Source organism: Paractinoplanes aksuensis (genome assembly GCF_024137025.1).
GTDB classification, from domain to species: domain Bacteria; phylum Actinomycetota; class Actinomycetes; order Mycobacteriales; family Micromonosporaceae; genus Actinoplanes; species Actinoplanes aksuensis.
Window position 1 is genome coordinate 97770 of sequence record NZ_JAMYJR010000033.1, and the last position, 22990, is coordinate 120759.

At 69.5% G+C, this 22990-nt stretch carries 16 protein-coding genes; 7 read left to right on the forward strand and 9 right to left on the reverse strand.

What is annotated here, in order from left to right; genetic code table 11:
* Positions 1-111 precede the first annotated feature (111 nt).
* Complete coding sequence (locus tag M1L60_RS30625; RefSeq protein WP_253241011.1) at positions 112-1077, forward strand: phosphotransferase family protein; 966 nt, start codon at positions 112-114, stop codon at positions 1075-1077.
* An 89-nt stretch (positions 1078-1166) separates the two neighbouring features.
* Here the strand turns inward: M1L60_RS30625 and M1L60_RS30630 are convergent, their stop codons facing one another.
* From M1L60_RS30630 to M1L60_RS30650, 5 genes are all read right to left on the reverse strand, one after another.
* A complete protein-coding gene (locus tag M1L60_RS30630) occupies positions 1167-1382 on the reverse strand; it encodes a DUF397 domain-containing protein (RefSeq protein ID WP_253241012.1) in 216 nt (71 codons plus the stop codon).
* A 20-nt stretch (positions 1383-1402) separates the two neighbouring features.
* Positions 1403-2242 carry a helix-turn-helix domain-containing protein gene (locus M1L60_RS30635; RefSeq protein ID WP_253241013.1) on the reverse strand — a complete coding sequence of 280 codons (840 nt, stop codon included), beginning with the start codon at positions 2240-2242 and terminating at the stop codon, positions 1403-1405.
* A 495-nt stretch (positions 2243-2737) separates the two neighbouring features.
* A complete protein-coding gene (locus M1L60_RS30640; RefSeq protein WP_253241014.1) occupies positions 2738-3493 on the reverse strand; it encodes a DUF5753 domain-containing protein in 756 nt (251 codons plus the stop codon).
* 373 nt (positions 3494-3866) lie between these two features.
* A complete protein-coding gene (locus tag M1L60_RS30645) occupies positions 3867-4310 on the reverse strand; it encodes a hypothetical protein (RefSeq protein WP_253241015.1) in 444 nt (147 codons plus the stop codon).
* Between the two features lie 56 nt (positions 4311-4366).
* Positions 4367-4843, reverse strand: coding sequence for a MarR family winged helix-turn-helix transcriptional regulator (locus tag M1L60_RS30650; RefSeq protein WP_253241016.1), 477 nt, complete (start codon positions 4841-4843; stop codon positions 4367-4369).
* A 55-nt stretch (positions 4844-4898) separates the two neighbouring features.
* Here M1L60_RS30650 and M1L60_RS30655 point away from each other — a divergent pair, with 55 nt between their 5' ends.
* Positions 4899-6068, forward strand: coding sequence for an FAD-dependent monooxygenase (locus M1L60_RS30655; protein WP_253241017.1), 1170 nt, complete (start codon positions 4899-4901; stop codon positions 6066-6068).
* Here the strand turns inward: M1L60_RS30655 and M1L60_RS30660 are convergent.
* On the reverse strand, positions 6063-7286 hold the full coding sequence (locus M1L60_RS30660) for a PP2C family protein-serine/threonine phosphatase (protein WP_253241018.1): 1224 nt from the start codon (positions 7284-7286) through the stop codon (positions 6063-6065). The two genes, M1L60_RS30655 and M1L60_RS30660, sit on opposite strands and share 6 nt — an antisense overlap.
* A gap of 173 nt (positions 7287-7459) precedes the next feature.
* Complete coding sequence (locus M1L60_RS30665; protein ID WP_253241019.1) at positions 7460-8062, reverse strand: hypothetical protein; 603 nt, start codon at positions 8060-8062, stop codon at positions 7460-7462.
* Between the two features lie 122 nt (positions 8063-8184).
* Between M1L60_RS30665 and M1L60_RS30670 the strand changes: the two genes are divergently transcribed.
* Entirely contained in the window at positions 8185-12153 is a 3969-nt protein-coding gene (locus M1L60_RS30670; protein ID WP_253241020.1) for a tetratricopeptide repeat protein, read from the forward strand.
* On the opposite strand, the gene M1L60_RS30675 is transcribed toward M1L60_RS30670, so the two are convergent.
* Together M1L60_RS30675 and asnB are read right to left on the reverse strand one after the other, a co-directional pair.
* On the reverse strand, positions 12150-13589 hold the full coding sequence (locus M1L60_RS30675) for a Dyp-type peroxidase (protein ID WP_253241021.1): 1440 nt from the start codon (positions 13587-13589) through the stop codon (positions 12150-12152). The two genes, M1L60_RS30670 and M1L60_RS30675, sit on opposite strands and share 4 nt — an antisense overlap.
* A 55-nt stretch (positions 13590-13644) precedes the next feature.
* Positions 13645-15594, reverse strand: coding sequence for an asparagine synthase (glutamine-hydrolyzing) (asnB, locus tag M1L60_RS30680; protein ID WP_253241022.1), 1950 nt, complete (start codon positions 15592-15594; stop codon positions 13645-13647).
* Positions 15595-15735: 141 nt separating this feature from the next.
* Here asnB and M1L60_RS30685 point away from each other — a divergent pair, with 141 nt between their 5' ends.
* The 4 genes from M1L60_RS30685 (at position 15736) to M1L60_RS30700 (ending at position 22984) form a co-directional block, all read left to right on the forward strand.
* Positions 15736-16419: a response regulator gene (locus M1L60_RS30685; protein ID WP_308208561.1), complete on the forward strand. Its 684-nt coding sequence runs from the start codon at positions 15736-15738 to the stop codon at positions 16417-16419.
* Positions 16416-18134 carry a sensor histidine kinase gene (locus M1L60_RS30690; protein ID WP_253241023.1) on the forward strand — a complete coding sequence of 573 codons (1719 nt, stop codon included), beginning with the start codon at positions 16416-16418 and terminating at the stop codon, positions 18132-18134. The genes M1L60_RS30685 and M1L60_RS30690 overlap by 4 nt, the downstream gene beginning before the upstream one ends.
* Before the next feature lie 316 nt (positions 18135-18450).
* Complete coding sequence (locus tag M1L60_RS30695; RefSeq protein WP_253241024.1) at positions 18451-21210, forward strand: PQQ-dependent sugar dehydrogenase; 2760 nt, start codon at positions 18451-18453, stop codon at positions 21208-21210.
* Between the two features lie 70 nt (positions 21211-21280).
* A complete protein-coding gene (locus tag M1L60_RS30700) occupies positions 21281-22984 on the forward strand; it encodes a ThuA domain-containing protein (RefSeq protein ID WP_253241025.1) in 1704 nt (567 codons plus the stop codon).
* Positions 22985-22990 lie beyond the last annotated feature (6 nt).

Here is a 22990-nt window from a genome sequence, read left to right on the forward strand (position 1 = left end):
GTCGGTGTCGAGGGCGCCAAAAACGGCTAGGCGAAGCCGAGGGCGTTTTTGGTGGCCTCGACACCGACCTCCCGGGGCGCAACGCCGCCGAGCGGAGGCGAGGCCATATAGATGGAGAGCATCACCAAGAACCGGCAGTCGCTCGCGACCCTGCGAGCGATGGTGGCGCGAGCCTACGGACCGGATCAAGTTCCCTCCGGTACGACGGAATGGGTGCACGAACTGGGCCACGGCTGGTTCAACGTGGCCTACCGCCTCCGCCTGCGCGACGGCTACCAGGCGGTCCTCAAGGTCGCGCCACCGGCCGGGGTCGAGGTGATGACGTACGAGCGCCGGGCCATGGCCACCGAGCTGGCCGCCCTGGCCCTCCTGGCTCAGACAAGCGTGCCGGTGCCGCGGGTCGACTTCGCGGACACGTCCCGCGATCTGGTTTACGCTGACTGGTTCGTCATGCGCTACGTCGACGCCGACAACTACGGCGTCATCCGCTCGTCGCTGTCCCCCTGCGAACAGGAACAACTCGACGTGGAAGTGGGGGCGGCGACCCGCTCGCTGAACGCGCTGACCGGTTCCGCCTTCGGCCCGCTCGGCGGCCCCGGCGTCCCGACCTGGCGGCAGTGCTTCCTCGGCCTGCTCGAAGACGTCCTGCACGACGGCGAACGCCGCGCGGTCGACCTCGACTACGCCGGCATCCGCGCCCGGGCCAAGACCCATGCCCACCACCTCGACGAGGTCACGACCCCCCACTTCGTCGAGTGGGACCTGTGGCCCAGCAACGTCCTGATCCGCGACGGCCGCATCGTCTGCCTGATCGACCACGAACGCGCCTTCTACGGCGACCCCCTCATCGAGGCCGGCTTCGTGGCCACCCAACTACCAGCCTTCGGCAACCCCACAGCCTTCCTGCGCGGCTACGGCCGGCCCCCGCTGACCGAGCCCGAACGCACCCGCCGCCGCCTCTACAACCTCTATCTGACCACCACCATGGTCGTCGAGGCCGTCTACCGGGGCCGCACCGATCCTGACCGCAACGCTTGGGCCCGGGCCCGCTACACCGAGGCTCTGGCTGCCCTCTGACGCCGGCATCGGATGACGAACGGGCGGCAGCCCGTACGGCTGCCGCCCGTCGCACCGGCTGATCGACGTTTGATGCTCAGTGGCTCCGGTCAGTCCAGGAGGTCGTCGAACTCGCCTTTCTTGGCTCCGTCGAGGAACGCGGCGAACTCGGGCTGCGTATAAAGGACCATCGCGCCGTCCGGGCGCTTGGAGTTTCTTACCGCAATGAATTCTTCGGCGCGGGCGATCTCCACGCAATTGCCACCGGCGCTCCGCTCGGCGATTCGCCAGGCAAGCGCTTCACGGTCGATATCAACAAGGCTCATGGTGTCGTTTCCCTGAGTTTCTAGGATAGGTCGCGGATTCGTTCGTCGATCATGCGCAGTGAGCTTTCCGGGTCGAGGGCGATGCCGGCCAGCGCGTCGAAGGCGCGCCGAATGCGGGTGACTTCTGCCGGTTCGTCCTCGAAAATCTGGCCGAGCTGACCCTCGGTGTAGATGACGGGCGGCAGCAGATCCTCGGCGAAATCGAGCACCGAGAATGGCCCGTCCAGCCCCGGGTTCACGCCGGCCGAGAACGGCAGGATCTGCACGGAGACATGCGGCAGCTCGGTCGCCAGTTGCCTGATGTGAAGCATTTGTTCGCGCAGCACGGCCGACCCACCCACGATCCGATGGACGATTGTCTCGTCGATGATCGCGTGAAATCGTGGAGGATTCTCACCCGTCAGGATCCGCTGACGTTGAATCCTGGACTCTACCGTTTCGGCCAGCTGATCCGCGGTGAAATGCCGCCGGAGCGGCGCGATCACCTCGCGCGCGTAATCGTGCGTCTGCAGCAGCCCGGGCGCGACCGCCATCTCGAAGTTGTCGATCGAGACGGCGGCCGTCTCCAGGTCGAGGTAGGTCGCGGTCGGGGACTCGAGGTCGTACCGCTGCCACCAACCCGGCTGGGAGCCCTCTTTGGCCAACTGGACCAGGCGCTCGGTGGTTCGATCGTCCAGCCCGTAATAGCTGCAGAGCGCGCGGACGTTGGGCGCGCCGGATCGCGGGGACGACCTCGCGGCCGTTTCCAGCCGGCTGATCGCCGCCGGCGACAGGCCGACGTCCCGAGCCACCTGGACAGCCGTGAGGTTTCTGTCCTCGCGGTACCGCCGGAGGAGCGCACCGAGCTCACGGTTGCGCACCGTCGGGCTGCTCCGCCTAGTCACCAGTCAACTCCTACCACCATGCCGTGATCATTGTCAAGGCGTCTGATGGCAACGGCGCCGTTGGAAAAACTTAGTGTGTCAACTTGAGTTTTGGCAATTGCCAACTCGGCGTGTTGCCAAGCAAACTGAGCGTAGGCCCAGAGTCGGGCCGGAACGGGACGAGCACCCCCGGCTGCCACCGGAGGTGCTCACTTGTCCAACCGTCCCCCCACCCGGTCACGCGGATCGAAAGGACGAGCCGGTGAAAAGTCTAGTACTCGATTTGTCCGCACAACAGCCGCCACCCGCACACGACGCCTCAATAGTTATGGTCCTGGGCGCGGCAATCCTGCTCATCTTCGCGCTGCGATTGATCGCGAGGTCGTTGCAACCGGTGGTGGAGGTACTGAAGTCGGCCGCCGCCATGGGCCTGGCGATCGTGTTCGCGGTAATCGCCCTGGCCCTCGTCGTCCTCTCGTTGTTCGCCTGAATTCAGGCCCACGCTGTCAGCAACGGAACCGCCAGGCCGGACAAAGTGTCGAAGCGTTCGCGATGGATGTGAACTTCGTCCGGCCCGGTGCGCACGACGTCGCCCTTCTCGCCTTCCAGATAAAGCAGCTCGGGCCGCTCGAGGACGACGAACGGACCTTTCAACCCGTCATGCAGGCCGGCGCTGTAGGGCACGATCCGGATGTCGATCCGCGGGTGGCGAGCGAGCAGCCGCAGCCGGTCGAGCTGAGCCCGCATGATCTCGGGTCCGTCGCCGGTCGCCCCGGCCCAGCGGTGCAGCGCGGACTCGTCGATCAGGAAGCGCATCGGCGGACGGTCGTCGCGGTCCAACAGAGCCTGCCGGGCCAGGCGGGCCTCGACCAGGGGCCCGACCGCGTCGCGGGCGGCGAACAGACCCAGCGCGACCTCGGCGTACTGCCGGGTCTGGAGCAGGCCCGGGACCAGGGCCGGCTCGAACGAGCGGATGCTCGAGGCCTCCGCTTCGTAGGTCGCGAGAAGCCGGACCTCCCGGCTCAGCAGATCCTCCCCCAGCCCGGCCACCGGGATCGCGTGGTCGAGCAAGCCGTAGTGATCGAGCAGCGCGGACAGGCGCCCGTCGTCGATCGGGCCGGCGACCGCCTCGACGGCCAGGAAATCGACGAGAGACCAGCCCAGGGCGTCGGCCACCTGCGCCGGACTCGCGCCGGAATCCGTTCGCGCTGTTCTGAGCCGGTTCCGCAGGGCGGGGCGGGGATCCATGCGATCAGCTCCTCAGGGCTTGACGAAACGGATTGGCGAGGGTGTGGTCCCTTCTCGTCGGCTCAAGATCGGTAACTCGTGGCAGCACCATGCTACCTATCGACCTGCCGAATTGAGCTATACCGGAGGCCGGCGGATAACCCGCACTCACGGCATCGGCATTGACGGTGGCGCCGGAGGGTATTCGTGAGTTCCGGCCGATCCCGACTTCCCGTATAATCGCGCAGGTCGCCGAAAACAACGCTCGCGGCGAAGCCCCGCCAAACGACACCCGGTCCAGGTTGCGGAATTTGTCTCTTCGGGGACGTTCGAGTGTTTGCACTCGGGCCAGCAACCGGACGGCGCCCTTCATCACCCGAACGACGCGGCCCGATCAGCGCGGCGGGCGGACCGGGAGGTTCTCGCCGTCGAGGAGGCGACGGCCGGCTTCGATCTTGGCGTCGGCCGGGTCGTGCAGGTTCCACAGGCGGGCCAGCTTTTCGGCCTCGGTCCAGCTGTAGCCGGCCTCGAAGAAGGCGTTCATCTCGACCTCGCCGGGAGGCAGCGACGGAGTCGGTTCCGGCGGTGGCGGCAGCGGGTCGGTGGTGGGCGGCGAGGACGGGACCACGGCGCTGGGGGTGGCCGCCGGGGGCAGGGCTGTCACGCCGCCCTGGATGAAGGTGTGCATCTGGACCAGGCCGGCCACCAGGCCCGCGCTGAGCACCACGCTGCCGGCCGAGCGCAGGATCAGGCTGCGGCGCCGGTAGATCTGCGCGAGTATCTCGATCCGGGCCCAGACCGTGGCCTGGTCGGGGACCAGGTGCTCGTGCTCCTCCATCGTTTCGCGGAGCCGTTCCTCGGGGTCACACACATCTGCTTAAGACGCCGCTCGGGTCACGTTTGTGCAGTTCCGCGCGTGTCCAACTGCTCCGCGTAAGCGTCCATGGTCTGGCAGACGTCGGTCAGCAGGCGGGTGAATTCGGCCAGCGCCTCGGGCGGGTACCGGTTCATCACCTCGGCCATGCGGTCGGCCAGCGGGGTGAAGAAGCGTTCCAGCGGGGCGTCGACGTTGTCGCCGGCGTGCAGGGTGACCACGCGGCGGTCGGCGGTGTCGCGGACGCGGCGGATGCGGCCGGCCCCCTCGAGGCGGTTGATCAGGGACGACATGGCGCCGGGGGTGAGGCCGACCCGCCGGGCCAGCGCGGACTGGGTCAGGGGAACGCCGCGCTCGTGCGCGCTCAGGATCTCGACCAGGGCGATGGCGTCGGTGACGTGCAGGCCGATCGCCGCGCCGAACCGGCGACCCAGTTCGCCGTACGCCATGCCGTGTTCGTGCAGGGCCGCCACCAGGCGGTCCGAGGAACTTGCCATCGCCAAACCGTATCAGCGCTTGATAGTTTGACCGTGAAACTATCGAGGAGGCCTCTTGAGCGCACGGATTCTGGTCACGGGAGCGGGCATCGCCGGTCCGGCCGTGGCGTACTGGCTGGCCGAAGCCGGCTTCGAGGTGGTCGTGGCCGAGCGGGCGGGGGCGCTGCGCGAGGGTGGGCAGAACATCGACGTACGGGCCACCGGGCGCGAGGTGATCCGCCGGATGGGCCTGGAGGACGCCGTCCGCGGGCGCAACACCGGCGAGATCGGCACCCGGTTCGTCACCGAGGCCGGCTCGGTCGTCTCGGAGTTCCCGGTCGGCGGCGACGGCGGGCCGACGGCCGAGCTCGAGATCCTGCGCGGCGCGTTGTCGAGGCTGCTGGTCGACGCCTGCCCCGAAGACGTGGACTGGCGGTTCGGAGCCGAGATCGTCGCGATCGAGCAGGACGACCACGGCGCCGAGGTCACCTTCGCGACGGGGCGGGAGCGCTTCGACCTGGTCGTGATCGCCGAGGGGGCCGGCTCCGCGACCCGGCGGCTGGTCTTCGGGGACGAGCCGCGCGAGCGCGAACTCGGCATGTACGTCACCTACGGCACCATCGAGCGCGAACCCCAGGACGACAACTGGTGGAACTTCCTGGTCACACCCGAAGCTCGGCAGATCTCGCTGCGCCCCGACGACGTCGGCACCATGCGGGCGATGCTCAATTTCCGGGCCGACACCCCGGTGCTCGAGGGTCTGAGCGCGTACGAGACCAGGCGCGAACTGTGCCGCCGTTTCGCCGATCTGGGGTGGGAGGTGCCGCGCATCCTGGACGGTTTCGAGGTCGCCGACGACCTGTACGTCGAATGGCTGCGCCAGATCCAGTGCCCGGCGTGGCACCGCGGCCGGGTCGTGCTGCTCGGCGACGCCGCCTGGTGCGTCACCCCGATCGGGGGCGGCGGCACGTCGCTCGCGCTCACCGGCGCGTACGTGCTGGCGGCCTTTCTCTCCCGAGGCGAGCCCGCCGAGGCCTTCGCCCGCTACGAGGAGTGGATGCGCCCGCTGGTCGACGACGCGCAGCAGCTGCCGCCCGGCGTCCCCCGGATCGCCGCCCCCGAGAGCTGGGCCGGCGTCCAAGCGCTGCGGCTGGGCACCAAGGTGGCCGCCCTGCCGCTGGTCCGCACCCTGGCCGGCCGGCTGACCTCGGGACCGGTAGCGGAACGGGACCTGCCCGAGTTATAGACGGCCCGGGATGCGGACGGCCAGCATGGCGATGTCGTCGGCGCGGTCGCCCGGCATCTCGCCGGCCAGGCGGGTCAGCAGGTCGCGGGGCATGCCGAAGTTGCGGATGCTCAGGCGGCGGTAGAGGCGGGCGAAGCCCTCGTCGATGTTGTGGGCCCGGTTCTCGACCAGGCCGTCGGTGTGCAGCAGCACGGTCGAGCCGGCCGCCAACGGCGCCGTGTACGTGTGGCGAGGGTTCCCCCGGCGGGCCCCGAGCAGCATGTCGTTGCCGGTCAGCGCGCGCACTTCGCCGTCGGGCTGGATCACCACCGGGGGCGGGTGGCCCGCGTTCGACCAGCGCAGCCGGTGACCCCCGTTCGGAGCGCGGTCGATGAACGCGACGACCGCGGTGGCCATGGTCGGCTCGCCCAGCGCGTGGTTGGCCGCGTCGAGCCGGCGCAGCAGGGCCGACGGCGGTTCGCGCCGGTCGACCAGGTAGGCCCGCAGCATGTTGCGGAGCTGACCCATCTTGGCCGCGGCCGCCGTGTCATGACCGACCACGTCGCCGATGACCAAGGCCAGCCGGTCGTTGGGGCCGGGAATCACGTCGTACCAGTCACCGCCGACCCGCTGCGACGCGGCCGCCCGGTAGTAGGCGGCCAGGTCGTAGTCGTCGACGTCGGGCAGCTGCGACATCATGGCCGACTGCAGGGTCTCGGTGATCGCGGCCCGGGCGTCGTGCTTGACCGCCCGGTCGAGGGCCTGACCGATGTAGAGGGCGAGCGTGGCGATCACGGCCCGGTCGAAGACGTAGAACGTCTGCGGCTCGTCCCAGGCGATCAGCACCGCACCGGCCAGGTCGGGCAGCGGGGCGCAGACCACGGCCTGCCAGCCGAGCTCGTCGAGGCCGTCGGCCAGTCCCGGGTGGACGACCATGAGGTCCATCGGGCTCTCGTAGTACTGGGAGTGACGGTCGCTGATCGCCCTCCCGGTCAGCGCGTCGGAGACACTGCCGGCGGTCCCGCCGCGCGGGCTCGGGGTGATCCCGGCCAGCACCACGGCGGCGTGCGTGGCGGACAACGCGTCGCGCAGCAGGGCCGGCACGGTCACGAGGACGTCGGCGGTGGTGGACGTGGCGGCCAGGGCCTCACTCGCGTGCAGCAACAGGCGGCTGCGGCGCAGGGCCGCGTCGCTCTGGACGGCCGGTTCCAGCTTCACGGGATTTCGCTCGGTCAACATCGATCTGCTCCCCCCAGGTCTTGGGTTAGAGCCTGCCGATCCGAGCGCTACCGTGCATCCGCCATTTTACTGTCGTCTTCCCTGGTTGCGGTCGCAGGCATGCCCATTGCGCCGCTGACGCCGCCCGTTGATTACCGATTTGGGATAGACGGGGAGCAGATGTGCCGACGCCGTCAGTTGTGGCGGCCGTCGCACTCCTGGATCTGGAGGATGAGGTCGGCGCTGTCCCGCTCCAGCGGGAAGAACGCGTCGAAGCTGATCGCGACCCACTGCCCGACGGTCACCGGACGCGACCATTTCATCGTCAGGTCGTCGTTGTAATAGGCGACCGTCTTCGTGGCCGACGCCGCGCCGTCCGGGATCGGGCTCCAGTAATTGATCGACAACATGTAGCGGCCCTGGTCGTCGCCGGGGAAGTCGAACTGCCCCTCCTGCCGCGGGACGCGGAACCACTCGTCGAGCACGACCGTGCCGGGGTCGGGCGCATCGAGCGAGGGAATGCCGTCCGCGCAGGAGACGTCGGCCAGCTTGCCGGCCCCGGTCTCCGGGTCGAAGGGCTGCTTGGCCAGCGTCATGCCGGTCGGCCAGGGCTCCCCGTCCCGGGTCGGCGGCGGCGAAGCAACCTGGATCCGCCGGAACAGCGACTCCGGTGTGCCACCCTCATCGGCCAGCGGACGCGCGTAGGGATACCCCAGCGGAGCCCCGAAGGCGAACCGCAGCGAGTGGACGCATGCTCCGAAGAGTTGGAAAGCTGCGTCGCTACTGCCCACAGTCATAACTTGCTCCCCATTGGCGACAGTCGCGCCGAGAGTGATGATTGTTCCTCGACAGTAGGATCAGAAAGGTGGCCGCACAAAGCGTGACGCAGGAGCCGCCGGGGACCCCACCGTCACAGATCGTGAGCGAGTTGGCCGCGACCTGGCGGTCCTACCTGCCCGAACATACGCTGCGGTTGCTCTTGACGGCCGACAGTGTCGGCAAGCCGCCAGTAACCCAGCGCGCCGAGGCGGTCGTGCTTTACGCCGACGTGGTCGGCTTCACCGCTCTGGCCGAGAGTTTCGCCGGTTCCGGCAGCTACGGCACTGAGCAGCTGACCAGAATCATCAACCATTGGTTCGCGGTCACTGCCGACGCCATCGCCGCCTCCGGCGGCAGTGTGGTCGACTTCGCCGGTGACGCTCTGGTCGGCATGTTCGACTACACCCCTGACAATGCGGCCGCTGTCGCACGCCGGGCCATTCGGTGCGCCGAACTCATCCGGGAGGCTACTGCCGGGGTCCCGCCGGTCCCCACGCCCGACGGTGCCCGTTCTTTGACAATCCGCGTCGGTATGGCCGCCGGTCCCCTGCTCCTGATGCTGCTCGGCGATCCCGCGACCCGGTTGCAGCATCTCATCGCCGGTCCGGCTCTCGCGAAAGCCATCGATGCTCTGCATCGGGCCGAACGCGGCGAGATCGTCGTGGAGCCGACGCTTCTGCAGATTGCCGGGCCGTTGGCGACTCCCGATGCGCCCTACGCGCCACCAGCACCGCCCACCGCCGAGCTCGAGAGGCTTATCGAGCCCTTCCTGCATCCGGCCATCCGGACGCGGCTGCGCTTCGGCCGGCACGAGTTGGTCAACGAGCATCGCAAGGTCACCACGGCCTTCGTCCGGCTGCCCGACATGTCGATCGACGACCCTGACACTGTCGAAGCGCTGCAGCGCTATCTGGCCGAGGCAGTCCGGGTCATCGACCGGTACGGTGGCCACCTGCGTCACCTGATGGCTGATGACAAGGGCACCGTGCTCGTAGCCGTCTTCGGCACGCCGGTCAGCTACGAGGACGACGAGGAGCGCTCGCTGCGGTGCTGCCTCGAACTGCTGGCACTTCCCGGGGGCGCCCGCAGCGGCGGAGTCACAACGGGGCCGGTCTTCTCAGGCGAAGTCGGCTCCGACGTGCGCCGGGAGTACGCCGTGGTCGGAGACGCGGTCAACTTGGCCGCCCGGCTCATGCAGGCCGCCCCCACAGGTCATCTCCTCATCGACCGGTCCACCTTCGAGCGCCTCCCCGATCTGCTGGTGGCTGACGGACCGATCGAGGTGACCGCCAAGGGCAAGGCGGCACCGCTGGCGGCCTGGGTGGTCCGGGCTGTCCGTGAGTCCCCGCACACAAGCCCGATTCCCGCACCCGCATCGGGTGTCCTGGTGGGACGGGCCACCGAGGTGGCTCGGCTGCGCGCGCTCGTTCACGAGTCCCTGGCTGGTGGAGGGCGCATCGCCTGGGTACACGGCGAGGCCGGGATCGGTAAATCACGCCTGGCCGCGGAGACCTGCCGGATCACCGGGACGCTCGGCTTCACCGGATACGGCGGCAGCTGCCGCTCGCACGGCACCAGCTCCAGCTACCTGGTCTGGCGTTCGATCTGGCGGGAGCTGCTCGAAATCGACGCGTCGCTCGGCCTGGAAGATCAGCGGGCGGCCCTGACTGATCGAATCGCGCGCTACGACGGCACCGGCCTCCGAGCGCCGTTGGTGGCGGCAATCATCGACCTGCCCATGCCCGACAACGACCTCACGGCGCAACTCGATCGGGCCGGCCGCGACGTCCTGCTCCGGTCGACGTTGCTGGCCTGTCTACGGGAACGCGCCGCGGCCGGGCCACTGGTGCTTCTCCTTGAGGACTGCCACTGGATCGACCCCGCTTCGCTCAGCCTGCTCGAACTTCTTGCCGACCGGCTCGCGGAGCTGCCCGTCCTTCTGCTGGCAACCTCCCGTGAGCCCGCGCCGGGCCGACTGACCGAGGCCGAGCACGTGACGGATGTGCGGCTCAACCAAATGACCAGCACCGACGCCCGGCGCTTGGCCACTCTGCGACTGCGCGAACGCTACGGGAACGAAGCCGAGATCGCAGACGGCCTGGTCGGCCAGATCGACGAGCAGACCGGCGGCAACGCGTTCTACATCGAGGAACTCATCGCGTACCTGCACGGCACCGGGGTCGACCCCGCCGATCCGGCTGGACTCGCCGCCCTGCACCTGCCGGACAGTCTCCAGCGCTTGGTGATGGCCCGCATCGACCAGCTCACCGACGACGAGAAAGCCGCCATCAAGGTGGCCAGCGTGATCGGCCGTCGCTTCCAGCCACCGTGGATCGCCTCGATCTACCCGGCAGCCGGCTCGTCCGCTCAGGTCGCGGCTCATCTCGGCCGGCTGCACATGCTCGAGCTCACGCCGCGGATCGCGACCGACCCCGAACCGGAGTTCGAGTTCAAACACCCGATCACGCAGGAGACGGCCTACCAGAGCATCACCTACGACACTCGGGCCACTTTGCACGAACGGGCCGGCCTTCTCATCGAGAAGACCTACGCCGACCGTCTCGCCCAGTACGTCGACCTGCTCGCCCATCACTACGCACGTACCGATCGCCGCGACAAGCAGAGGATCTGGTTCCGGGCCGCCGGCGACCGGGCCCGAGCGATCTTTGCCAACCAGGCGGCTACCTACTTCTACGAGCGTCTGCTGCCACTGTTGCCCGAGGCCGAGCAGGCGGCGCTCCATGTCGAGATCGGGGCCGTCTACCACCTGACCGGACAGTGGGCCGACGCCGAGAACCACTATCGGCTCGCCATGCGGGCCGCAGCGTCCTCCGGACGCCGCGACATCGTTGCCGCCGGGCAGCGCCAACTCGGCGATCTGCTCATGTACACCAGCTCGCACGCCGAATCTCTGAGCTGGCTCGAGCGTGCTCTGGCCGGTTTCGAGAGTGTCGGGGACGCCGACGGCCTGTCCCGCACGATGGACCGCATCACTTTCGTTCTCTGGCGGCAGGGCGAGTACGGGGAAGCCATCGCGATGGCGCACCGCCACCTCGCCATGGCGACCGAAGCGGGCGATGCGTCAGCGATGTGCGCCGCGCTCAATCACCTCGGCCTGTGTCTGATCGTCACCGGCCGAGCGGAAGAGGCACTCGACCACCTCAACCGCGCCTTCCAGGCGGCCGAACACGCCGGCGATCGGCACTGGATGCTGCACAGCGCCAACAATCGGGGCTGGGCGTTCCGGCGGACCGCCGATCACAAACAGTCCGTCGCGTCGTATCGGCAGGCCTTGGACGTCGCGCGTGAGATCGGTGATCGGCAGACATCCAGCATCGCTGTCGGCAACATGGGAGAGATATACCGGGACGAGGGTGACTTCGTGCGGGCTCGAGCCTGCGCGATGTACTCGCTTCGGGTCAGCGTCGAGTTGCGTGACTGGATCACTCTTGTCGACCGCGTGACGGGGCTGGGCGCGACGGCTGCGGCCGAGGGTCAGCCGAAGCAGGCTCAACTCCTGTTGGAACACGTCGTCCCGCTGGCCCGTGAGCTGGACGCGCCCAACTATCTCTGCGAATCGTTGCACCGGCTGGCCCGACTGCATCTGAGCGCGGGGCGGCCGGCGGTGGCCGAGCGGCTCAATTCGGAGGCTCTACGCGTGGCCGAAGAGCACGACGAGCGGGACATCCAGGTGAACGCGTACATCCTCGCCGTCCGGCTACGGGTCGGCCGGGGCGAGCTGGACCCGGCCTTCGCGGCCCGATCTCTACGCAAGGCAGCCGAAAGGTGGACCGAGCCCCACGAGATCGCGGCCTTGCTCGACGCCGCCTGGCAGTCCGACGTCGCCGATGAGGAGGCACGCATCGGGGCCGCAAAGATCTACGAGCAGCTCTATGCCCGGGCCCCCAGCCTCGAATACCGGGACGCCTACTTGCGGCTCACCGGTGTGCGGCTGCCGCCCGGGCCACCGTTGCCGGCTCTCCCTCAGTGGATCATCGCGGACACGGGTCCCGACCTGGAGACGCTCCTTCAGCGCATCGACCGTATGCCGCGCCAGACGGCGGGTTAGTCGGCCAGCTCTTCGTCGCCGGCCAGTTGGTGCAGGGTGGGGCGGGACGGGGCGAAGGCGTAGACGCTGCCGGTCGTGGTGACGAAGCCGCCGTACGCGGGCTTGGGGATGTTCTTGGCGATCGGGGCCGCCAGGCGTTTGCCGGCGTCCTCGGCGCTGTCGCCCAGCACCGGGTCGAGGCCGTCGACGCGGGGTGGGTCGGTGGGGGTCAGGCGGCCGTACTGTTCCAGGGTCTCGGAGGGGAAGCGGGCGTAGTTGGCCCAGCGCCGCTGCACGAACTCGAACTGCTCCTCGATGCTGGTCAGGTACGAGTTGAAGATGATGCCGCGCGGTTCGTCGGTCGGCTTCTCGGGGTCGTAGAGCGGCCCGAACGGCAGCCCCCGGCGCAGCATCTTGTGGTTGCGGTCGCGGAAGACCACGTCCTCGCGCGGGTTGACCTTGCGGATGTGGGCGTAGTGCGGCGTCTTCGTCCCGTCCGGGTCGTCGGTGAAGTCGAAGTCGTTCTCCTCGCCCCGGGCCGCGTCGGGCTTCGCCAGCGGCTTGCCGTCGAGACGGCGGCCGAGGGCCCGGGCCGCCGCGTCCTGCGGGGTCTCGCCGGGGGCGGCCAGCTCGGCCATGTGGTCCCACCAGCCGGGGACGTCCTGCACCAGGCGGCGGTAGACCTGGAACGAGCCGCCCCGCATCCATTTGGGCGCGGCCGGCTTCGGCTTCCAGGACGGGGGACGGCGCTCGCCCGGGCAGCCGACGATGAATTCGCCGGCCGCGATGACCGGGGAGCCGAAGAGCGCCTCGCTGTCGGGGAAGCCCCGGACGGCCGGCTGCGAGATGCCGTCGGCGAAGCCGAAGTGCTCGATGCGGTGGTGGCCGACCGGGTCGCGGTGCACCACGCCGACCTGGGTGTGCAGCTCTTTCAGGCCCTCGGCGGCGGCTCCATCGAGTTCGCGCCGCACCGCGTCGGTCAGGGTCTGCTCGTCGCCGGCGGCGATGGTCAGCAGCGCGTCGACCGTGGGGCCGCGACCGCCGACCTCCCAGTTCAGGGGGTCGTTGCGGCCGGTGTCGCCGATCAGGGCGGGCGTGGTGGTGAGCCGGTTGGCGTCGTCGAGCCGGGGGCCGAGCGGGCCGGCCCAGAACGCCTCGAACGCGGCCAGCCGACCGGCCGTCTCGGGGTGCAGGACGACCAGGCCGGGCGCGGTCAGCCCCACGTTGAGCAGGGTCTGCCCGGGCGCGAGGCGCGTCTCGCCCCGGGGGGCGCGGGCCGGCACGTCGTCGGTGCCGGCTACGCGGGTGGCGAGTTCGGCCAGCCAGCGGCGGGCGCCCGGCTGGTTGTTGGCGAACGACAGGGCCAGGAAGGCCTGGTGCCCGCCACCGAACGGACGCAGGATATTGCCCTGGATCTGGTCGGGACGGGCCAGCGGTGAGTCGGCGGGTGTCGCCATGGCTCGGGGTACCCCCTCGGTCGAGTTCAGGCGCGACCGATGGTAGTCCCGGTTGTTACTGGCCAGTCAGGACTGTCGTGATTCGGTCGTTCGCGTAAGAGGGAACCGGCGGGGTCAGGGTCATCGTGAGCGGGGCCGGGCGGATCGTGCGGTCGACGAAGATGGCCCACCACAGGCTGAACATGGCCACCGTCCACACCTTGCGGGAGTTGTCGGCCTGGCCGGCCCGGTGTTCGGTGAGCAGGCGCAGCGCGTAGTCCACGTCGATCAGGTGGCGGGGGGCGGAGCCGCTGATCAGGCCGCCGATCCAGTCGCCGATGCCGCCCTTGAGCCAGAGGCGGGTCGGGGTCGGGAAGCCGAGCTTGCGGCGTTCACGGACCGACTCGGGGACGATGCCGCGCATGGCCTCGCGCAGGGCGTGCTTGGTGGTGGTGCTGTGCGGGGGCAGCTTCATGTCGGTCGGCAGGCCGGCCGCGGCCGCGTACACGGCCTGGTCGAGGAACGGCACGCGCAGTTCGAGCGAGTGGGCCATGGACATCCGGTCGGCCTTGCACAGGATGTCGCCGGGCAGCCAGGTGTGCAGGTCGACGTACTGCATGGAGATCACGTCGTCGACGTCGGCGGTCTCGGCGTACAGGTGGCTGGTGACCGCCGTGTGGGGGTCGGCCGTGAACCGGAGCAGCTGGGCCTTCTCCTCGGGCGAGAAGATGCGGGCGTTGCCGTAGTAGCGCTCCTCGATCGGGGTGGTGCCGCGTTCGAGGAAGCTGCGGCCGCGCACGCCCTCGGGGATGGCGTGGGCCAGGCCGCGCAGGCCGCGCTTCATGCCGTTGGGCAGGCGCTCGATGGACGACAGGGAGGCCGGCTCGCGATAGATGGTGTAGCCGCCGAACAGCTCGTCGGAGCCCTCGCCCGAGAGCGTGACCGTGACGTAGCGCGACGCCGTCTGGGCCAGGAAGTAGAGCGGGACCAGCGACGGGTCGGCCACCGGGTCGTCGAGCAGCTGCACGATGCGGGGCAGTTCGCGGATCACGTCGTCCTCGGTGACCACGGTCGGGGTGATCCGCACGCCGAGCTGGGCCGCCGTGTCCTGGGCGATCTCGATCTCGGAGTAGCCGTCGGCCGCGAACCCGGCCGTGAAGACGTGCAGGTCGGGCTTGACCTCGCGGGCCAGGGCGACCACGGCCGACGAGTCGACGCCGCTGGACAGGAACGCGCCGACCGGCACGTCGGCGTGCAGGTGCTTGTGCACGCTGTCGCGCAGCGCGTCGCGGATGGCGGCCTGGGCGTCCTCGGGGCTGCTGTGCAGGGGGCGCAGCTTGGGGCGGAAGTAACGCTCGGTGCGTACGCCGCCGCCGGCGGTCCAGGTCAGCCGGTGCCCCGGGGGCAGGCGGCGGATGTTGCGGTGCAGCGTGAGCGGGTCCGGCACGTACTGGAAGGTGAAGTAGTGGGCCAGCGCGTCGGTGTCGATCGACGGGCCGGAACCGGCCGCGAACGGCAGCAGGGCCTTGCGCTCGCTGGCCAGGAAGAGGCCGTCCACGGTCTCCAGCAGGTAGAGCGGTTTGATGCCGAAGGGGTCGCGCGCCGCGTGCAGCGTGCCGGTCCACTGGTCGTAGGCGGCGAAGGCGAACATGCCGCGCAGCCGGGGCAAGGCGCCCGGGCCCCAGAAGTGGAACGCCGCGGCCAGCACCTCGCTGTCACCCTCCGTGGCGAACGTGGCCCCGTGCTCGTGGATCAGCTCGGCCCGCAGCTCCCGGTAGTTGTAGATCTCGCCGTTGAAGACGACGGTCCACCGGTCGCGGTAGTGCACGGGCTGGGCGGCCTCCTCGCGGTCGATGATCGCGAGGCGCTTGAAGCCGAACGCGGCGCCGTCGGCGAACTCCACGCGGGTGTCGTCCGGGCCGCGGTGGTGCATGGTCTCCAGCGCGGCGGAGAACGCGGCGGCGGTCGCCTGGTCCGGCGCTCCCGCGGCCGGGCGGCTGCTCACGAAGACGTTCAGCCCACACATGGTGTTCCTCCCCTGTCGGTTGGACGGGAAAGTTAGGCCGGATTCTGTGAAGAACTTGTGGGGCCATCGGTATCGGTTCAGTTCTTCATCGGAATCTCACATTCGTTGGTGGGGGTGGCGCGCTGAGGTCACAATCGCGGCGTGACCGCACGTATCCTGGTGGCCGACGACGACCCGAAGCATGCCCAGCTCATCCGGCTCTACCTCGAGAAGGAGGGGCACCAGGTCATCACCGTGGGTGATGGCCGCTCCGCGCTCGAGGTGGCTCGCGCCCGCAAGCCCGACCTGGTCGTGCTCGACGTGATGATGCCGCTGGTGGACGGCCTGGACGTGTGCCGCATCCTGCGGGCCGAGTCGTCGGTGGCGATCATCATGGTCACCGCCCGCTCGTCGGAGAACGACATGCTGCTCGGGCTGGACATCGGGGCCGACGACTACCTGCCCAAGCCGGTGAGCCCGCGCGAGCTGACGGCCCGGGTGCGGGCGCTGCTGCGGCGCACGGGCGCGGCCGACGGGCCCTCCTCGATCCTGCGGGTGGGCGATCTGGAGGTGGACGCGGGCCGGTTCGAGGTGCGGGTCCGGGGCGAGGCGGTCACGCTCACGGCCAAGGAGTTCGGGATCCTGGAGCTGCTGGCCCGCGAGCCGGGCCGGGTGTTCACCCGGGGCCAGATCATCGACAAGACGTTCGGCTTCGAGCACGACGTCTCGGCCCGCACGGTCGACGCGCACGTGGTCAACCTGCGCCGCAAGATCGAGGCCGACCCGGCCGAGCCGCGTTACGTGCAGACCGTCTACGGCCGCGGGTACCGGATGGCCGAGCAGTGAGTTTCCGCCTGCGCATCTTCGTGCTCGTGCTGCTGGTGGCCTCGACCGCGATCGGCGCCACGGCCTGGCTCACGCTCAAGCTGAGCTCGCGCGAGGTGTCGCAGGCGCTGGAGGCCCAGAACCGGCACCGGGCCGACATCATCGCCGAGATCCAGCAGTACGGCTTGAAGCACGGACGCTGGCCCGGGGTCGACCAGGTCGTCGCCGGCCTGTCCGAGCGCACCGGCCTGCACATCCAGCTGCAGACGGCCGAGGGCGAGGTGCTGGTCGACTCGGACATCCAGGCCAACCGCCCGTCCGGGCCGGTCCAGCCCGTGGCGTACGACATCGACCCGCTCCCGGCGCCGCGGTTCTCCCCGACGGCAGCCCCGGCGAGCAAGGTCGTGCGGGTCAACTACATCCCGAGGGACGTGTTCGGGAAGGCGGACCCGGTCCGCGACGACGCGGCCCGGCTGACCCTGCGGCAGGCCGCGCAGTACCGGGCGGGCCTGGTCCTCGTCCGCTGCCTGGGTGACGCCACGGGCGCCGACCCGGCCCTGGCCGGCACCCAGGCCCCGTACGTGTCCCAGGCCCAGCTGACGCAGTCGCCCGAATGCCTGCAGAAGGCCACGACCCGGGTGCTGGGCGACGAGTACTGGTTCCAGGGCTACTGGGACTATCTGACGCGCTGCGAGCGGCTCAAGCCGGGCGAGGGCATGGACGCCGACCTGACCAACACGGCCTGCCTGCGCGGGGCGTTCAACGACACGGTGGTGACCAGCTCGGCCGTTCCGCTGCTGCTCTACCTCGGCGGCCGCAACACGGTCGAGGTGGCCGACTTCGGGCGCCCGGCGCTGGCCGGCGCGGCCGGGCTGCTGATCGTGGCCCTGGCCGGCACGTTCCTGATCGCACGTCAGGTCAGCCGGCCGGTGCGGCGGCTCACCGGGGCCTCGATCCTGCTCGCGGCCGGTCAGCACGACGTGCGGGTGCGCGACGAGGGCCACGGCGAGCTGGCCCAGCTGTCCCGGTCGTTCAATGCGATGGCCAAGGCGGTGCAGGAGAGCGAGGAGCGGCAGCGCCGGCTCGTGGCCGACGTCGCGCACGAGATGCGTACGCCGTTGTCGAACCTGCGGGGTTATCTCGAGGGCCTGGCCGACGGAGTGATCGAGCCCAGCCGGGAGCTGTTCGCCTCGCTGCACGAGGAGACCCTGCTGCAGCGCCGCATCCTGGACGACCTGCAGGTGCTGGCCCTGGCCGAGGCGGGCGACCTCGGATACACCCGGACGCCGACCGACCTGGCCGAGCTGGCCACGGCCGGGGTGACCGCGCAGCTGGCGGTGGCGGCCGCGGCCGGGGTGACGCTCGAGGTCGAGGCGGACACGCCGGTCATGGTCTCGGCCGACCAGGACCGGATGCGCCAGGTGCTGGGCAACCTGCTGACCAACGCCATCCGCTACACCGACCGGGGCGGGCGGGTGGTCGTCCGGGCCCGGGCCGAGGCGGGCGAGGCGTGGCTGTCCGTCGAGGACACCGGCGTCGGGATCGCCCCCGGCGACGTGCCACATGTGTTCGAGCGGTTCTGGCGGGCCGACCCGGCCCGGCAGCGCGCCACCGGCGGCAGTGGACTCGGGCTGACGATCGCGCAACGCATCGTGACCGACCACGGTGGCCGCATCGAGGTGGTCAGCCGCCCGCACCTGGGTACGACGTTCACCGTGCGTATTCCACTGTCCTAGTAGGGCTCGCGCGCTGCTTTCGACTGATGCCGCAAAAGTTTTGTTCGTCGATCCAAAAGTCTGGACAGGACTGTTCCTTACTTCATAACGTGAAGCCCACTACGGGATTGTTTCCGGCACGTGACGGCCCCCACCGTCGCGGCCTGGAAGCACGCCCGCAAGCCACAGCAATCCCCGGCTGCGGCGCGGCGGCACGCGCCCCGCCTGGCGACTCGAGTCAGGAAGGGACCACGTGAACAAAAGGATCCATGTCCATCGAAGAACAGCGATGGGAACGGCTGCTCTTCTGCTCTCCTCCGTCCTCACGGTGGCCGTCATGCCGGCCTCCCCAGCCGCCGCGGTGATCAACCCGGCCGACTTCCAGCAGGTCACGCTGGCCAAAGGTGTGGCCGAGACCGGCGAGCCGATGAGCATCGCCGTGCTGCCCGACCGGTCGGTGCTGCACACCGCCCGCAACGGCACACTGCGGCGCACCGACGCGGCCGGCGCCACCACGGTCATCGCGAACATCCCCGTCTACACCCACGACGAGGAGGGTCTGCAGGGCGTGGCGGTCGACCCCGGTTTCGCCACCAACCGGCAGATCTTCCTGTTCTACGCGCCGCCGCTGAACACCCCGGCCGGTGACGCCCCGGCCACCGGTACGGCGGCCACGTGGGCCACCTGGGCCGGGGTCAACCGGCTGTCGCGGTTCACCCTCAACACCGACTTCTCGGTCAACATGTCGAGCCAGGTCAACGTGCTCGACGTCGCGACCGACCGGGGCCAGTGCTGCCACGTCGGCGGCGACATGGACTGGGACGCAGCCGGCAACCTGTACATCTCGACCGGCGACGACTCCAACCCGTTCGACTCGGCCGGCTACTCCCCGATCGACGAGCGGACCGACCGCAACCCGGTCTTCGACGCCCAGCGCAGCGCGGGCAACACCAACGACCTGCGCGGCAAGATCCTGCGGATCAAGCCCAACACCAACGGGACGTACTCGATCCCGTCGGGCAACCTGTTCGCCCCGGGTACGGCCGGCACCCGGCCCGAGATCTACGCCATGGGGTTCCGCAACCCGTTCCGGATCAGCGTCGACAAGGCCACCGGCGTGGTCTGGGTCGGCGACTACGGTCCGGACGCGGGCACCACGTCGTCCACCCGCGGACCGTCCGGGCAGGTCGAGTTCGACCGGGTCACGGCGCCCGGCAACTTCGGCTGGCCGTACTGCACCGGCACCAACACGACCACCGAGACGTACAACGAGTGGAACTTCGCGACCAACGCGACCGGCCCCAAGTACAACTGCACGGGCGGGCCGGCCAACAACTCGTTCCGCAACACCGGTCTCGGCACGCTGCCCCCGGCCCAGCCGGCCTGGATCCGGTACGCCGGTGACGCCGGCACCCCGTCCGAGTTCGGCGGCGGCTCCGAGTCGCCGATGGCCGGCCCGGTCTACCGGTACAACGCGAGCAACCCCTCCACCACGAAGTTCCCGCAGGTGTTCGACGGCAACTTCTTCGCCGGTGAGCTCGGCCGGGGCTGGATCAAGCCGATCGTGGTCAACGCCAACGGCACCCGGGGCGCGATCGACACCTTCCCGTGGAACGGCAAGCAGGTCATGGACATGGCGTTCGGGCCGGACGGCGCGCTCTACGTCCTCGACTACGGCACCGGCTACTTCAACGGGGACGCCAACTCGGCGCTCTACCGGTACGACTACGTGGCCGGCGGCAACCGGGCGCCGACGGCTCAGGCCAGTGCGACGCCGACGTCGGGTTCGGCCCCGCTCAGCGTGCAGTTCTCGTCGGCCGGGAGCAGCGACCCCGACGGTGGGGCGCTGACCTATTCGTGGGCGTTCGGCGACGGTACGACGTCGACGGCCGCGAACCCCGCCAAGACGTACAGCAGCAATGGCTCGTACACAGCGACCTTGACTGTGCGTGACCCACAGGGCGCGACCGGGACGGCGAGCGTGACCGTCACGGTCGGCAACACCGCACCCAGGGTGACCATCAATGCCCCGGCCGCGGGTCAGCTCGCCTCGTTCGGCGACAGCATCCCGTGGAGCGTCACGGTCACCGACCCCGAGGACGGCACGATCGACTGCACGAAGGTGACCATGGCCTACGTGCTCGGTCACGACCAGCACGGTCACCAGATCACGTCGCAGACCGGGTGCTCGGGCACGATCACCATCCCGACCGACGGCGAGCACGACGACGCCGCGAACATCTTCCCGATCTTCGACGCGTCCTACACCGACAAGGGCGGGCTGGTCGGCAACGCCCAGCACATCCTGGCTCCGCGCAAGCGGCAGGCCGAGCACTACAAGACGGCCCAGGGCGTCACCAAGATGTCCAAGACCACGGCCGAGGGCGGGCAGACCGTCGGTGACATCAACAACGGCGACTGGATCCAGTTCGATCCGTACAAGCTGAACAACGCCACGTCCTTCACGGCCCGGGTCTCCTCGGCCGGCATCGGCGGTACGCTCCAGCTGCGTACGGGCTCGGCCACCGGCACGGTCATCGGCTCGGCCGCGGTCGCGCCGACCGGGTCGTGGGACACCTTCGTCAATGTCACCGGGTCGATCAGCGGGGCGCCGGCCGGCACCACGTCGCTCTACCTGACGTTCGCCGGCGGCACCACGGGCGCGCTGTTCGACCTGGACAGCTTCTCGTTCACCACCGGCACGGCGCAGAGCCTGCTCTCGCTCAACAAGACGGCCACCGCCTCGAGCGTCGAGAACGCCACCTACCCGGCGTCCGCCGCGGTGGACGCCTCGGCCACCACCCGCTGGTCGAGCGCTTTCAGCGACCCGCAATGGATCCAGGTCGACCTGGGCCAGACCTACAACATTTCCCGCGTACGCCTGCAGTGGGAGGCCGCCTACGGGTCGGCCTACCAGATCCAGACGTCGACCAACGGCACCACCTGGGCCACCGCGCGCTCGATCACCGGTGGCAACGGTGGCGAGGACGACAACGTCGGCCTCAGCGCGCAAGCACGGTACGTCCGCATCAACGCCACCACCCGGGCCACGGCGTGGGGCTACTCGCTCTTCAACTTCGAGGTGTACGGCAGCTGATCCTTCCCCTTAGGAGTGGGCGCCCGTTCCCCCAAGCGGGCGCCCACTCTCCCCGAGCACAGGAGGTTTCATGCGCAAGCTGATAGCCGGCACGGCGACCCTGGTCGCCCTCGCCGCCTGCACGTTCACGGCTTCACCCGCAGCAGCGGCCGACGCACCGTACGACGTACTGGTCTTCTCCAAGACGGCCGGCTTCCGTCACGACGCGATCCCGGTCGGCATCCAGACGATCCGCGACCTGGGCGCGGCCAACAACTTCTCGGTCACGGCGACCGAGGACGCCAACGCGTTCACCACGGCCAACCTGGCCCAGTACGAGACGGTGGTCTTCCTCAACACCACCGGCGACGTGCTCAACGCCACGCAGCAAACCGCTTTCGAGTCGTACGTGCGAGGCGGCGGCGGTTATGCCGGCGTCCACGCCGCGGCCGACACCGAGTACGACTGGCCGTTCTACGGCAACCTGGTCGGGGCGTACTTCCACTCGCACCCGGCGATCCAGACCGTCACGGCCCGGGTCCAGAACCGGGCCCACCCGAGCAGCGCCCACCTGCCGCAGAACTGGACCCGCAACGACGAGCTCTACAACTACCGCACCAACCCCCGCAGCAGCGCGGCCGTGCTGGCCACGCTGGACGAGTCGACGTACTCGGGCGGCAACATGGGCGCGGACCACCCGATCTCGTGGTGCAAGACGGTCGACAGCGGACGGTCGTGGTACACCGGCTTCGGCCACACCCAGGCCTCGTACGCCGAAGCGAACTTCCGCAGCCACCTGCTGGGCGGCCTCCGCTACACGGCCAACCGGGCCAAGGCCGACTGCCGGCCCGAGACCGGCTACACCGCGATCTACAACGGCAGCACCACCGGCTGGACGCAGGCCGGGCCGGGCAGCTTCACCAACAGCGACGCCACGCTGAGCTCGACCGGCGGCATGGGTCTCTACTGGTACTCGGCCAAGCAGTTCACGTCGTACTCGCTCAAGGCCGACTGGCGGCTCACCGGCGACAGCAACTCGGGCATCTTCGTCGGCTTCCCCAACCCCAACAACGACCCCTGGGTGGCCGTCAACCAGGGGTACGAGGTGCAGATCGACGCCACCGACGCGGCCGACCGCACGACCGGCGCCATCTACACCTTCAAGTCGGCCGACCTCGCCGCCCGCGACGCCGCGCTGAACCCGGCCGGTGAATGGAACTCCTACGAGCTGCTCGTCGAGGGCCAGCGCATCCGGGTCTACCTGAACGGCAAGCTGGTCAACGACTTCACCAACACCGACCCGGCCCGCAACCTGGACGGCTACATCGGCATCCAGAACCACGGCGCCGGCGACCAGGCCGCCTTCCGCAACATCCGGGTCAAGGAGCTCACCGGGCAGCCGCCGGTGACCAACCTGGCCCTGAACAAGACGGCCACCGCCTCCAGCGTCGAGAACGCCTCGTACCCGGCCTCGGCCGCGGTCGACGCCAGCACCAGCACCCGCTGGTCGAGCGCGTTCAGCGACCCGCAGTGGATCCAGGTCGACCTGGGTGCAACCTACAACGTTTCCCGCGTACGCCTGCAGTGGGAGGCCGCCTACGGGTCGGCGTACCAGATCCAGACGTCGGCCAACGGCAGCACCTGGACCACCGCCCGGTCGGTGACCGGGGGCAACGGCGGCGAGGACGACCTCACCGGACTGAACGCGCAGGCCCGGTACGTGCGCGTGCTCGGCACCACCCGGGCCACGGCCTGGGGCTATTCCCTCTTCAACTTCGAGGTCTACGGCAACTAGCAACAA